A 13,860-nucleotide genomic window follows, 5' to 3' on the forward strand; every position below is an offset into this window, starting at 1 on the left:
CTAAATGGGGCATAGCTTGTGATGAAACGTTGAGGGTCTCCGGCGCGCTCTCCGCTGTGTCGGCGCCCTCACGTAGAGTGCCGAAGGTGTCCGACTGCCCCGTAACTCTTTCGGGTGACCGTCGTTGAGAGTGCGGAGGCGGTTGAAAGAACAAGCGCTCGGGCAGGTGTCCGAGAGCGTCAACCGCACAGGTGACGAATAAGTACCAGCCTGGAGGCTCAAGGTGACGCGCAGCAGCTGTGAGAGCCGCGGAGGACAGTCATGACATCGGTCCTCGTCTGCGACGACTCCCCGCTTGCCCGAGAGGCGCTCCGCCGCGCGGTCGCGACCGTGCCCGGCGTCGAGCGCGTGACCACGGCGGCCAACGGCGAGGAAGTCCTCCGCCGCTGGGGCGCCGACCGCTCGGACCTGATTCTGATGGACGTACGCATGCCCGGTCTCGGCGGTGTGGAGACCGTCCGCCGGCTGCTGTCGGCCGACCCCGGTGCGCGCATCATCATGCTCACCGTCGCCGAGGACCTGGACGGCGTCGCGCTCGCGGTCGCCGCCGGTGCCCGCGGCTATCTGCACAAGGACGCCTCGCGCGCCGAACTGCGCGCGACCGTCACCCAGGCGCTCGCCGATCCGACCTGGCGGCTCGCCCCGCGCAGACTGCGCTCGGCCGAGATGGGCGCCGCGCCCACCCTCACCGCGCGTGAGATCCAGGTCCTCGAAGGCATGAGTCACGGCCGCTCCAACGCGGAGATCGGACGTGAGCTCTTCCTCTCCGAGGACACCGTGAAGACGCACGCCAGGCGGCTGTTCAAGAAGCTCGGCGCCTCGGACCGCGCGCACGCCGTGGCGCTCGGTTTCCGCTGGGGTCTGGTGCGCTGAGTGTGCCGTCGCGGGGGCACGGCGATCCCCGCCCGCCGTCCGGCGGGCGGGGCGACGTACGCCCGGCGACGCCTGTTTCGCCGCCGATGCCGCATCCTTGAGATGTGGAGTTCCTCGGGGACGAGTCGATCGAGCGGGAGGGGAGGGCGCAGGAGATGAGTTCCGGCGCACCTGCTCATAACGCTTCAGTGCACAACTACGGACGCGGTGCCACGGATCAGCCGCCGCCAAGGCACCATGGACCGATGCGCGATGACAAGACGACGGTGATCGGTGCCCTCGTTCTCCGCGCTGTGGAGGGTGACGAACAGGCCACGCACGACCTGCTGGCCCACGTCCACCCCCTGGCGCTGCGCTACTGCCGTACCCGTCTGTCCCGGCTGCCCGGTGACGCACGGCACTTCGTCGAGGACCTGGCACAGGAAGTCTGCGTCGCCGTCCTCCTCGCCCTGCCGCGCTACAAGGACACGGGCCGCCCCTTCGAAGCGTTCGTCTTCGCGATCGCGGCGCACAAGGTGGCCGACCTGCAGCGCGCCGCGATGCGCCACCCCGGGTCCACCGCCGTGCCCTCCGACGAGATGCCCGAGCGGCCCGACGACTCGCTCGGCCCCGAGGAGCGCGCGCTGCTCAGCAGCGACGCCGAGTGGGCCAAGAAGCTCCTCGCCAACCTCCCGGACAACCAGCGCGAGCTGCTGCTCCTGCGCATCGCCGTCGGCCTCACGGCCGAGGAGACCGGGCAGATGCTGGGGATGTCACCGGGAGCGGTGCGGGTCGCACAGCACCGCGCACTGAGCAGGCTGCGGGCGCTCGCGGAGCAGTGACCCCGGAATTTCACGGGCTCGGGTCGTACGTGTGAACGTACAAAGCTTGCTGATGATCTTGCTCGTGGAATGAGACACCCTCGGAGCCCGTTAGCATGGACATCCGCACCGATCAAGGCCATTTGGGGAAGGTGTCATGACTGCAAACGGCGGTTCTTCGACTGGGGTGCCCGATAAATTCGCGACACTCGGGCTGACCTACGACGACGTGCTGCTGCTGCCGGGTGCGTCGGACATGGCGCCCGACCAGATCGACACTTCCTCGCTCGTCTCGAAGAACGTCAGGGTGAACGTCCCGCTGCTGTCCGCGGCGATGGACAAGGTCACCGAGTCCCGCATGGCGATCGCCATGGCGCGGCAGGGCGGCGTCGGTGTGCTGCACCGCAACCTCTCCATCGCGGACCAGGCCAACCAGGTCGACCTCGTGAAGCGCTCCGAGTCCGGCATGGTCACCGACCCGATCACGGTCCACCCGGACGCGACGCTCGCCGAGGCCGACGCGATCTGCGCGAAGTTCCGCATCAGCGGCGTCCCGGTCACCGACGCGGCAGGCAAGCTGCTCGGCATCGTCACCAACCGTGACATGGCCTTCGAGTCGGACCGCACGCGCCAGGTGCGCGAGGTCATGACGCCCATGCCCCTCGTCACCGGCAAGGTCGGCATCTCCGGCGTGGACGCCATGGAGCTGCTGCGCCGCCACAAGATCGAGAAGCTTCCGCTGGTCGACGACGCGGGCGTCCTCAAGGGCCTGATCACGGTCAAGGACTTCGTGAAGGCCGAGAAGTACCCGAACGCCGCCAAGGACGGCGAGGGCCGCCTCCTGGTGGGCGCCGCCGTGGGTGTCGCGGGCGACGCGTTCGAGCGCGCCCAGGCCCTCGTCGCGGCGGGCGTCGACTTCATCGTCGTCGACACCGCGCACGGCCACTCCCGGCTGGTCGGCGACATGGTCGCCAAGATCAAGTCCGACGCCCCGCGCGTCGACGTCATCGGCGGCAACATCGCCACGCGCGACGGCGCCAAGGCGCTCATCGACGCCGGTGTCGACGGCATCAAGGTCGGCGTCGGACCCGGCTCCATCTGCACCACGCGCGTGGTCGCCGGCATCGGCGTACCGCAGGTGACGGCCATCTACGAAGCGTCGCTCGCCGCCAAGGAGGCCGGTGTCCCGGTCATCGGCGACGGCGGCCTGCAGTACTCCGGGGACATCGCCAAGGCGCTCGTCGCCGGCGCGGACACCGTCATGCTGGGCTCGCTCCTCGCGGGCTGCGAGGAGTCCCCCGGAGAGCTGCTCTTCATCAACGGCAAGCAGTTCAAGTCGTACCGCGGCATGGGCTCGCTCGGCGCCATGCAGACGCGTGGCGACCAGCGCTCCTTCTCCAAGGACCGGTACTTCCAGGAGGGCGTCGCCTCCGACGAGAAGCTGGTCCCCGAGGGCATCGAGGGCCAGGTGCCCTACCGCGGCCCGCTCTCGGCGGTCGTCCACCAGCTGGTCGGCGGACTGCGCCAGTCGATGTTCTACGTCGGCGGGCGCACCGTCCCCGACCTGCAGGCCAACGGCCGTTTCGTCCGCATCACGTCCGCGGGTCTCAAGGAGAGCCACCCGCACGACATCCAGATGACGGTCGAGGCGCCGAACTACAGCCGTACGAAGTAGTCTCCTGCGCTCCACGCGCGCGTGGAGGGGCGGTCCCGGAATCAGCCGGGACCGCCCCTTCCGTGTGCGTCGGGGATACTGGACAGGCAGACCAAGAGGGAAAGGCCCCACAACGTGACTGAGATCGAGATCGGGCGCGGCAAGCGCGGCCGCCGCGCGTACGCCTTCGACGACATCGCCGTCGTACCGAGCCGGCGCACCCGCGACCCGAAGGAGGTCTCGATCGCGTGGCAGATCGACGCCTACCGCTTCGAGCTGCCCTTCCTGGCCGCCCCGATGGACTCCGTGGTCTCCCCGCAGACCGCCATCCGCATCGGTGAGCTGGGCGGCCTCGGCGTCCTGAACCTCGAAGGCCTCTGGACGCGATACGAGGACCCGCAGCCCCTCCTCGACGAGATCGCCGAGCTGGACGCGGAGACCGCGACCCGGCGCCTCCAGGAGATCTACGCGGCCCCGATCAAGGCCGACCTCATCGGGCAGCGCATCAAGGAGGTGCGCGACGCCGGTGTGGTCACCGCCGCCGCGCTCTCCCCGCAGCGCACCGCCGAGTTCTCCAAGGCCGTCGTCGACGCCGGCGTCGACATCTTCGTGATCCGCGGCACCACCGTCTCCGCCGAGCACGTCTCCGGCGCCGCCGAGCCGCTGAACCTGAAGCAGTTCATCTACGAGCTGGACGTCCCCGTCATCGTCGGCGGCTGCGCCACGTACACGGCCGCGCTGCACCTGATGCGCACCGGCGCCGCGGGTGTCCTGGTCGGCTTCGGCGGCGGTGCCGCGCACACCACGCGCAACGTCCTCGGCATCCAGGTGCCGATGGCCACGGCGGTCGCCGACGTCGCGGCGGCCCGCCGTGACTACATGGACGAGTCCGGCGGTCGCTACGTCCACGTCATCGCCGACGGCGGCGTGGGCTGGTCGGGCGACCTGCCCAAGGCCATCGCGTGCGGCGCCGACTCCGTGATGGTGGGCTCCCCGCTGGCCCGCGCCACTGACGCGCCCGGCAAGGGCCACCACTGGGGCATGGAGGCCGTCCACGAGGACGTGCCGCGCGGCAAGAAGGTCGACCTCGGCACGGTCGGCACCACGGAGGAGATCCTCACCGGTCCGTCGCACATCCCGGACGGCTCGATGAACTTCTTCGGAGCGCTGCGCCGCGCCATGGCGACCACGGGCTACAGCGAGCTCAAGGAGTTCCAGCGCGTCGAGGTGACGGTCGCGGACTCGCAGCACAAGCGCTGACGCGTCGCTCGCACCCTGCGCGGAAGGGCCCCGGTACTTCGTACCGGGGCCCTTTTCGTCGTCACAGGCGGTGTGCGGCGCCCGCCGGGGTCGCGCCCCGGGTGTCCAGGAGGAGTTGCGCCTTCACGGCGAGGCCCTGGAGGTCGTACGTGCGGTGGTGCTGGAGCAGGATGGTGAGGTCGGCGTCGGCCGCGGCTTCGTAGAGGGAGTCCGCGCGCGGGACGGGGCGGCCGAGGACGCTCCAGTTGGGCACGTACGGGTCGTGGTAGCTGACGGCGGCACCGAGCTCCATGAGGCGGGTCGCCACCTCCTGGGCGGGGGCGCCCTGCTGGTCGGCGAGGTCCGGCTTGTAGGTGACGCCGAGGAGCAGGACGCGGGCACCGCGGACGGACTTGCCGTGTTCGTTGAGCAGGGTCGCCGAGCGCTGGATCACGTACTGGGGCATGCGGTCGTTGACCTGCTGGGCCAGCTCGACCATGCGCAGGGGGCGGGCGCCGCGGGAGGGGTTCGGGACGTCCAGGGGGACGCCGTGGCCGCCGACGCCGGGCCCGGGGCGGAACGCCTGGAAGCCGAAGGGTTTGGTCTCGGCGCAGCGGATGACGTCCCACAGGTCGATGCCGAGGTCGTGGCAGAGCACCGCCATCTCGTTGACCAGAGCCATGTTCACGTGCCGGTAGTTGGTCTCCAGGAGGTGCACGGTCTCCGCCTCGCGGGGGCCGCGGGCGCGGACGACCTTGTCGGTGAGGCGGCCGTAGAAGGTGGCGGCGGACTCGGTGCACGCCGGGGTGAGGCCGCCGATGACCTTGGGGGTGCCCGCGTAGCCGTGCGAGCGGTTGCCGGGGTCGAGGCGGCCGGGCGAGTACGCGAGGTGGAAGTCCCGCCCGGCCCGCAGGCCCGAGCCGGATTCCAGAATCGGACGGAGGAATTCCTCGGTGGTCCCCGGGTACGCGGGGGACTCGAGGATCACGGTGGTGTGCGGGCGCAGACGGGCGGCCAGCGCCCGGGCCGCTTCGGCCACCTGGCCGAGGTCGAGCGAGCGGTCGGCCGCCGGTGGAGTGGGGGCGCAGATGACAGCGGTGCGGACCCGGCCGAGCGCGGCCGGGTCGACGGTCGGCCGGAAGCCCCCCGAGAGCATCCGGCGGACGTCGGCGGCGGTGAGGGTGGACTCGGCGCCGTCGCAGGGCAACCGGCCGCCGGCCAGGTCCGCGGCGCGGGCCGGGTCGTAGCCGATGGTGTCGATGCCGCGTGCGACGGCGGCCTGGGCGAGGGGCAGGCCGAGGTGGCCGAGACCGATGACGGCGAGATCTGCGGGCATGGCGGTGGGCCGTCCTCCCAATAGCCGGAGTGGGACGAGTGCGCAAGCCCTGTGGACAAGGCGGACCAGCGCAATGTCAGACTAGGAGTAAATATGACCGATTTGCGGTATTGCACCGCGCGGGGCTCCGGAGTGTTGTCCACAGGCTGGGGCCGTGTTCAGCGGGCGACGGAGAAATCTGGGCATGATGTGAGTCCGACCACACCCGATCACAGCGGGAGGCAGCGGTGAGGACAGCGACACTGGGGCCGGCGGAGCGCGCCGAGTCACTGGCGGGAATGGCCGAACGGGAGCTGGACATCCTGGTCGTGGGCGCGGGAGTGGTCGGCGCGGGCACGGCACTCGACGCGGTGACACGCGGCCTGTCCACCGGCCTGGTCGAGGCCCGCGACTGGGCGTCCGGCACGTCGAGCCGGTCGAGCAAGCTGATCCACGGCGGCCTCCGCTATCTGGAGATGCTCGACTTCGCCCTCGTGCGGGAGGCGCTGAAGGAACGCGGTCTGCTCCTGGAGCGCCTCGCCCCGCACCTCGTGAAACCGGTCCCGTTCCTCTACCCCTTGCAGCACAAGGGCTGGGAGAGGCTGTACGCGGGATCGGGCGTCGCGCTCTACGACGCGATGTCGATGTCCCGCGGACACGGCCGCGGGCTGCCCATGCACCGCCATCTGACCCGCCGCCACGCGTTGCGCGTCGCTCCGTGCCTGAAGAAGGACGCACTGGTCGGTGCCATGCAGTACTACGACGCCCAGATGGACGACGCCCGCTACGTAGCGACGCTGGTCCGCACCGCTTCGGCGTACGGCGCGAAGGTCGCCAACCGCGCCAAGGTCACCGGCTTCCTGCGCGAGGGCGAGCGTGTCGTCGGCGCCCGGGTGCAGGACGTCGAGGGCGGCGGCGAGTACGAGATCCGGGCCAAGCAGGTCGTGAACGCGACCGGCGTATGGACGGACGACACCCAGGCGATGGTCGGCGAGCGCGGCCAGTTCCACGTCAGGGCGTCCAAGGGCATCCACCTGGTCGTGCCGAAGGACCGCATCAACGCGACGACCGGACTGATCCTGCGCACCGAGAAGAGCGTCCTCTTCGTCATTCCGTGGGGCCGCCACTGGATCGTCGGCACCACCGACACGGACTGGGACCTCGACAAGGCCCACCCGGCGGCCTCCAGCGCCGACATCGACTACCTCCTGGAGCACGTGAACTCGGTGCTCGCCAGGCCGCTCTCCAGGGACGACGTGCAAGGGGTGTACGCGGGGCTGCGGCCGCTGCTCGCCGGCGAGTCGGACGCCACGAGCAAGCTCTCCCGTGAGCACACGGTCGCGCATCCGGCGCCCGGTCTGGTCGTCGTCGCGGGCGGCAAGTACACGACGTACCGCGTGATGGCCAAGGACGCCGTGGACGAGGCGGTGCACGCCCTGGACCAGCGCGTCGCCGACTGCGTCACGGAGGACATCCCGCTGGTCGGCGCCGAGGGGTACAAGGCGCTGTGGAACGCCCGCGCGAGGATCGCCGCCCGGACGGGCCTTCATGTGGTGCGGGTGGAGCACCTGTTGAACCGGTACGGCTCCATGGCCGAAGAGGTACTCGAACTCATCGCCGCGGACCCGGCCCTCGGCGCCCCCTTGCAGGCGGCCGACGACTACCTGCGGGCCGAGGTGGTCTACGCGGCGTCGCACGAGGGCGCCCGTCACCTGGACGACGTGCTGACCCGGCGGACCCGCATCTCCATCGAGACGTTCGACCGGGGCACGCGCAGCGCCCGGGAGTGCGCCGAGCTGATGGCGCCGGTCCTCGGCTGGGACAAGGACCAGATCGAGCGGGAGGTTCAGCACTACGAGAAGCGGGTGGAGGCCGAGCGGGAGTCGCAGCGGCAGCCGGACGACCTGACGGCGGACGCGGCACGGCTCGGCGCGCCCGACATCGTGCCCCTCAACTAGAAGGACCCGGGGCGGGCCCGCAGGGCGGGCGTTCGGGCCTTATGGGGAGCGGGGGCAGAACTCGGCCGTGAGGACGGCCGATTCCAGAGCCGGGACGGTCGGCTTGTCCGTGTTGACCCGGAAGGTGACGACGTGTCGGCCGTCGCGGGTGGCGGCCGAGCGGACGTAACTGCCCGCGATGCGACCGTTGTGGCCCCAGACGGTCGTGCCGCAGGGAAGCGTCCGCGGAGAGAGGCCCATGCCGTAGTGGCCTTGTGCGGGACGGGTGTTGAGCATCTCCCGCAGCAGGGGTGCGGGCAGGAGCCGGCCGGAGAGCAGGGCGGCGTAGAAGCGGTTCAGGTCGGCGAGGGTGGAGATCAGCTCGCCCGCGGCGCCGGCCACGCGCGGGTCGAGCGCGGTGACGTCCCGCCCGTCGCCCGTGAAGGCGCGGCCGTGCGGGGAGGGGAGGGAGGTGCGGGCGCCGGGGAACGAGGTGCCGGTGAGACGGAGGGGGTGAAGGATGCGGCGTTCGGCTTCGGTGGCGTACGAGTTGCCGGTGACCCGTTCGATGACCATGCCCAGGACGACGTAGTTGGTGTTGGAGTATGCCCAGCGGCCCTTGGGGGACGGGCGGTGGGCGAGGGCGGTGCGGACGGCCAGGACGGGAGTGAGGGGGACGGTGCCTTTGGTGACGGCAGCGAAGTCGTGGAGACCGCTGGTGTGGGTGAGCAGGGCACGCAGGGTGATCGTGCGGCCGTCGACGCCCGGTCCGCGGACGAGTCCGGGCAGATGGTGTGCGACCGGGTCGGACAGGGACAGACGGTGCTCCGCGGCGAGTTGGAGGACGACCGTCGCGATGAATGTCTTGGTGATGCTGCCCACCCTGAAGTGGTCGGCGCGGGAGAGGGAGGGGCCGGTGCGGGCGAAGTGGAGATAGGGGCGCGGGCTCGGCGCGGCGGCGGGGTCCTGCCGTTCGGAGTCCGGCCGTGCGGGGCGTCGCACGGAGACGGGAGATGGCTGGTGGCGTAGGGTGCGTGCACCCGGGGGCGGTTCGGGCTGAGTACGACTCAGGAGTGCCGCGGCCGGGGCCTTGCCCCGGGTGGTGAGCAGCGGAAGAGTGGCGTCCGTGGCCGGTGCCGCGGGTTGCGGGCGGCCCGCCGTCAGGCCGATGAGCGCCGCCGCCAGCAGGATGGCCGGTATCGAGCGTGGTGTCGGCAAGGCGGGTCCCTCCTCGTGCGCGGTCCATCATGGGGCACGGGATGGGGGGCCGGCGGACCCTGGGCACCGACCGGTCCCCGAGTAAGGGACAATGAAGGCTCTGTCAGGGCGGGTTGCTCGGGTAGCAGCGGTAGCAGCAGAGGGGACGCATGTCGGACGCGGAGCAGACGGGTGACGCCCGTCGGGACAAGAGCGAACGTCTCCTCGCCGGCCGGTACCGGCTGGGAGAGGTGCTCGGCCGCGGAGGCATGGGCACCGTCTGGCGCGCCAAGGACGAAACCCTTGGGCGTACGGTCGCGGTGAAGGAGCTGCGGTTCCCCTCGAGCATCGACGAGGAGGAGAAGCGACGGCTCATCACGCGTACGTTGCGTGAGGCCAAGGCGATCGCGCGGATCCGCAACACCAGTGCCGTGACGGTCTACGACGTGGTCGACGAGGACGACCGGCCGTGGATCGTGATGGAACTCGTCGAGGGCAAGTCGCTCGCCGAGGCGATCCGCGAGGACGGCACGCTCACGCCGCGGCGCGCGGCCGAGGTCGGGCTCGCCGTGCTCGACGTGCTGCGCTCCGCGCACCGCGAGGGCATCCTGCACCGCGACGTGAAGCCGTCCAACGTGCTGATCGCCGAGGACGGCCGGGTCGTCCTCACGGACTTCGGCATCGCGCAGGTCGAGGGCGACCCGTCGATCACGTCGACCGGCATGCTCGTGGGCGCACCCTCGTACATCTCGCCGGAGCGCGCCCGGGGTCACAAGCCGGGCCCCGCCGCCGACCTGTGGTCGCTGGGCGGGCTGCTGTACGCGGCCGTGGAGGGCGTGCCCCCGTACGACAAGGGGTCGGCCATCGCGACCCTCACCGCGGTGATGACCGAGGACGTCGAACAGCCCGTCAACGCCGGGCCGTTGGAGAAGGTCATCTACGGCCTGCTCGCCAAGGATCCGGAGCAGCGGCTCGACGACGCCGGAGCGCGGGCGCTCCTCATGGACGTCATCCACGCCCCCGAGACGAAGCCGGTCCCCGAACCGGTCGAGGCGACCAAGGTCGTGCCGCTGCCTCCGGCCCCGCCCAACGCGCCGAAGGCGTCGAGGGTGCCGAAGCCGAGCAGGCTGACGAAGGCGCCGAAGGGTGCGGGTGCCGCTGCCGGTGCGACGGGTGCGGCCGGTGCCGCTCACGGGTCGGTCGGGTCCTCCGCCCCCACCGGCAGTGCCGGGACCGCGACGACGTACGGGAAAGCGCGTCCCGAGGGGCGCAAGGCCGGGGAGACGGCCGAGCGGCTGAAGGGCGCCCTGCAGTCCGTGCGCAAGGCGGCCGCCTCCGCCACCGCGCGCGGCACGGGCGGCGCTGGGGGCGCGGCCGGAGCCACGAACGGGACCGCGACCAGCGGGACCGCGGCCTACGGCTCCACGCCCAACGGGTCCGCGGGCGGGCCGCCGCGGGTGCCCGCCAAGGCGTCGCTCACCGACGTGGTGCCGCGCCGGACGCTGGTCATAGTGACCATGGTGGTCGTGCTCGCCGTGCTCGGCACGGTGCTCGCCCTCGCCCTCGGCGACGACAACGCGGACAGCAAGGACAACAAGGGCGGCGACAAGGCTGCGTCCGCCGGAGCGACCGGCGGGAACCCGGGCAAGGACGACGACAAGGACTCCGGCAAGGACTCAGGCCAGGGCACCGGCACCGGTACGGGCGACGACGGCAAGGATCCGGGCAAGGACGAGAGTTCCGGTCCGGACGACGGCAAGAGCGACGACCCGGGCAAGGACGACGACGCCAAGAAGCCGGAGGACGGCGCCGAGTCGACGTACAAGCACTCCCAGGGCTTCAAGATCGGGCTCCCGAAGGGCTGGAAGTACCAGTCCACGGGTCGGGCGGGCGCGCGGTTCGGCGGCCCCGACGGGCAGAAGCTGCTTGTCGGCTGGACGACGACGCCCAAGGACAACCCGGTGGCCGACTGGAAGAACCAGGAGAAGTTCATGGTCCGGCCGCAGTACGACCGGATCCGTATAGAGAAGGTCGGCTTCCGCGGCTGGAACACGGCCGACTGGGAGTTCACCTACGTGGACGGCGGGACCAAGTACCGGTCGATAGACCGCGGCTTCGTCGTCAACGGCGGACTCGGCTACGGAATGATGTACACGGCCAAGGCGGACGACTGGGGCAGCGAGAAGCGTCGCGCCACGTGGCGGACCCTGACGAAGACGTTCGAGCCGAAGTCCTGAGCCGGGATCTCGAATCCCCTCAATACGGTTCACCGACGGCACGTATCGTGAGTGCTTGCGGACCGTAAGCAGCCGCAACGCGCCGCAAGACGAACGGATTTGACCACCGGGCGGACGGGGAAGGCATCGTGGACGACTACGCGGGACGGGTGCTGGCCGACCGCTACCGCCTGCCGCTCCCGCCCTCCGACGTGTACGAATTCGCCGAGTCGCGCGCTTTCGACACGTACAGCGGTCAGGAAGTCCTCGTCCGTCAGGTGCCGCTGCCCGAGATCGTCGAGGCGGAGGTGGTCGGCGAGGACGGCCTGGACGATCTGGACGGCCTGCCCGACGGGTTCCTGCCGCGGGCGGGCGCGGGCGGCCCCGGAGGGCGGCGATCCGGGGCAAGGAGGCCCGGGACCAGGACCACGCGCAGGCCCACGGACCCGGCGGTGCGGCGCGCCATCGAGGCGGCGCAGACCGCCGCGCAGATACCCGACCACCCCCGGCTCGACCAGGTCTTCGACGTGTTCGCGGAGGACGGCTCGCTCTGGATAGTCAGCGAGTTGGTCGCGGCGCGGCCGCTGGCGGCGCTTCTCGCGGACCGGCCGCTGAGTCCGTACCGCGCGGCGGAGGTCGCGGCGGACGTCCTGGCCGCCCTGCGGGTGCTGCACGCGTACGGCTGGGTGCACCGGAACATCACCGCCCGGACCGTCCTGATCTGCGACGACGGCCGGGTGATGCTGACGGGGCTCGCGGCGGGCGCCGCCGAGGAGGCCCTCTGCGGGTACGACCCGCGGCCGGTGGAGGCGGGGGAGGCGACGGGCTCGGCGGGGTCGGTCGGCAATGTCGCGGAGTACGAGACGGGGCACGCGACGGGGCTCGGGAGGGGGTATGGCGCCGCGGACGAGGACGAGGACGGCGATGTGGCGCTCGAACCCGCGCCGGAACCCGAGTCCGAGCCCGCGGGACGGATATCGGACCCCTACGGAGTCGCGGACAAGAAGCCGTGGCACGGGGCGGTGCCGCGGGGCGGGGTTCCGGGGGCACGCGGCCGGGACGCGAACGAGGCTCCCCGTCGGAGCGAGGACCGCCGCGACAGCGAGGTGCCGTACGGGAACGCGCGCGGCGGGTGGGACGACGGAGACGGCGAAGGCACCCCCCTGCGCGGCCCCGCCACCGCCCTCGCCGCCGAACGCGCCCGGCTCGCCCGCATGGTGGTCGTCGGAGCCGTCACCGAGCGCTGGGCGCCCGAGCAGGCCGGGCCCGTGCACGAGAACTGGCAGCTCGCCGCGCCCATCGCCCCCGCCACCGACCTGTGGGCCCTGGGAGCGCTGCTCTACCGCGCCGTACAGGGACACGCGCCGTACCCGGAGGACAGCACCGCCGAACTCGTCCAGCTCGTCTGCGCCGAGCCGCCCGCCTTCGCCGAGGAGTGCGGCCCACTGCGCCCCGTCGTCGAGTCCCTGCTCCGTCAGGACCCCACTGAACGGCCCGACTTCGAGGAGCTCAGCGGCTGGCTGCGCTCCCTGGTGCGGTCCGCGCCCGAACCGGAGGCGGGGGCGCACGTGGTACCGGTCCCGCCGTACGACGCGGGCAGGCTGCCCGTGGTGCGCCGCCGGGGCGAAGTCGTGCGCAGGCGGAAGAGCCCCGCGAGGAACACCGAGGGGCACGGGCGGCACAAGCGCGGCCGGGGACGCGGCGGCAGGGCGCAGGGCAGCAGGCCCGGACACGACGTGCCCGACGTCTCGCCCCTCCAGGGCCACAGCGGCCCGCGCGCACCCCGTGAGGCGCACCCGCGCGGACCCGCGCGCCCCCGTTCGCTGGGCCGTCTGCTCCTGATCGCGATCCTGCTCGGACTCGCCGCGGCGATCGCGTACGCCATGGTCTTCATGCCCAAGTCCGACGACCGCTCAAGTGACCGCGCCGGGACAGCGGGTGAGGTCAGCTCGGCCCCCCGACCGGGCGACAGCAAGGACGGGAAGGACGGGGAAAAGGACAAGAGCGAGGACAAGAACGAGGGCAAGGAGAAGGACGGGTCGGGCAGGAGCCCCGGCTCGCAGAAGCCGCAGACGTCCGGCCCCGAAGTGCCGCAGGGTTTCGTCGTCCGCAAGGATCCCGAAGGCTTCCACGTGGCTGTCGCGGGCGGCTGGGACCGGCAGCCCAAGAACGGCAGGGGCCAGGTCCGTTACACACACGGCGGCTTCGAACTGCTGCTGGTGCCGGGCCGTGACACCACGGACAGCTACGGCGACGATCCCATGAAGTACCAGCGCGAGCACGAGCGTGAGCTGCAGCCTTTCCGCGACTCCTCCTGGGCGACGTCCAGCGGCATGCGCCGTATCGACGTCGGTGGACGGGTCATGGCGGAGGGTCAGTTCACCTGGCAGGACGACGCGGGCCGCGAGGTCTTCGTACGCAATCTCGCGATGATCGTTGGCGGCAGGTACCACGTGGTCCAGGTGCGGGGGCCGGAGGCCGAACGGGACGAAGTGACACGGCTGTACGAGCAGGCTTCGGCCACTTACCGGGTCACCGACTGAGGCGTATCCGGCCACGTATCCGGCCATCGGGACATGCACCGCATGCGTCACAGTGCGGTCTCCTAGGCCCCCCTGCGGTTCCCTGC

Annotated in this window: 9 protein-coding genes; 7 read left to right on the plus strand and 2 right to left on the minus strand. The window is 71.4% G+C overall.

All coding sequences use genetic code 11. The annotated features are described in order from the left end of the window. Positions 1-261: 261 nt before the first annotated feature. The 4 genes from DEJ47_RS22930 (at position 262) to DEJ47_RS22945 (ending at position 4,587) form a co-directional block, all read left to right on the plus strand. On the plus strand, positions 262-873 hold the full coding sequence (locus DEJ47_RS22930; protein WP_003948568.1) for a response regulator transcription factor: 612 nt from the start codon (positions 262-264) through the stop codon (positions 871-873). Between the two features lie 245 nt (positions 874-1,118). Continuing rightward, a complete protein-coding gene (locus tag DEJ47_RS22935; protein WP_055563244.1) occupies positions 1,119-1,694 on the plus strand; it encodes a sigma-70 family RNA polymerase sigma factor in 576 nt (191 codons plus the stop codon). 136 nt (positions 1,695-1,830) lie between these two features. Beyond that, positions 1,831-3,348 (plus strand): IMP dehydrogenase, encoded by a 1,518-nt coding sequence (guaB, locus tag DEJ47_RS22940; RefSeq protein WP_150171158.1) that lies wholly within the window; start codon positions 1,831-1,833, stop codon positions 3,346-3,348. 114 nt (positions 3,349-3,462) lie between these two features. Then, positions 3,463-4,587 (plus strand): GuaB3 family IMP dehydrogenase-related protein, encoded by a 1,125-nt coding sequence (locus DEJ47_RS22945; RefSeq protein ID WP_150171160.1) that lies wholly within the window; start codon positions 3,463-3,465, stop codon positions 4,585-4,587. A gap of 61 nt (positions 4,588-4,648) precedes the next feature. Here DEJ47_RS22945 and DEJ47_RS22950 read toward each other — a convergent pair whose 3' ends face one another. After that, a complete protein-coding gene (locus tag DEJ47_RS22950) occupies positions 4,649-5,902 on the minus strand; it encodes a nucleotide sugar dehydrogenase (RefSeq protein ID WP_150171162.1) in 1,254 nt (417 codons plus the stop codon). Positions 5,903-6,129: 227 nt separating this feature from the next. Between DEJ47_RS22950 and DEJ47_RS22955 the strand changes: the two genes are divergently transcribed. Continuing rightward, on the plus strand, positions 6,130-7,839 hold the full coding sequence (locus tag DEJ47_RS22955; protein WP_150171164.1) for a glycerol-3-phosphate dehydrogenase/oxidase: 1,710 nt from the start codon (positions 6,130-6,132) through the stop codon (positions 7,837-7,839). Positions 7,840-7,878: 39 nt separating this feature from the next. Here the strand turns inward: DEJ47_RS22955 and DEJ47_RS22960 are convergent, their stop codons facing one another. Continuing rightward, the gene (locus DEJ47_RS22960; RefSeq protein ID WP_150171166.1) at positions 7,879-9,036 is read right to left on the minus strand and encodes a serine hydrolase domain-containing protein; all 1,158 of its coding nucleotides are present in this window, start codon (positions 9,034-9,036) and stop codon (positions 7,879-7,881) included. 149 nt (positions 9,037-9,185) lie between these two features. Between DEJ47_RS22960 and DEJ47_RS22965 the strand changes: the two genes are divergently transcribed. Both DEJ47_RS22965 and DEJ47_RS22970 read left to right on the plus strand, forming a co-directional pair. Further along, on the plus strand, positions 9,186-11,252 hold the full coding sequence (locus DEJ47_RS22965; protein ID WP_150171168.1) for a serine/threonine-protein kinase: 2,067 nt from the start codon (positions 9,186-9,188) through the stop codon (positions 11,250-11,252). Positions 11,253-11,380: 128 nt separating this feature from the next. Beyond that, the gene (locus tag DEJ47_RS22970; RefSeq protein ID WP_150171170.1) at positions 11,381-13,774 is read left to right on the plus strand and encodes a protein kinase; all 2,394 of its coding nucleotides are present in this window, start codon (positions 11,381-11,383) and stop codon (positions 13,772-13,774) included. The last annotated feature ends 86 nt before the right edge of the window (positions 13,775-13,860 follow it).

The organism is Streptomyces venezuelae (genome assembly GCF_008642355.1).
Lineage (GTDB): Bacteria > Actinomycetota > Actinomycetes > Streptomycetales > Streptomycetaceae > Streptomyces > Streptomyces venezuelae_B.

What these genes read in the sequence shown, in the direction of transcription:
- DEJ47_RS22965 (WP_150171168.1), top strand. Translation starts at nt 9,186, where the DNA reads ATGTCGGACGCGGAGCAGACGGGTGACGCCCGTCGGGACAAGAGCGAA.
- DEJ47_RS22935 (WP_055563244.1), top strand. Translation starts at nt 1,119, where the DNA reads ATGCGCGATGACAAGACGACGGTGATCGGTGCCCTCGTTCTCCGCGCT.
- guaB (WP_150171158.1), top strand. Translation starts at nt 1,831, where the DNA reads ATGACTGCAAACGGCGGTTCTTCGACTGGGGTGCCCGATAAATTCGCG.
- DEJ47_RS22930 (WP_003948568.1), top strand. Translation starts at nt 262, where the DNA reads ATGACATCGGTCCTCGTCTGCGACGACTCCCCGCTTGCCCGAGAGGCG.
- DEJ47_RS22950 (WP_150171162.1), bottom strand. Translation starts at nt 5,902, where the DNA reads ATGCCCGCAGATCTCGCCGTCATCGGTCTCGGCCACCTCGGCCTGCCC.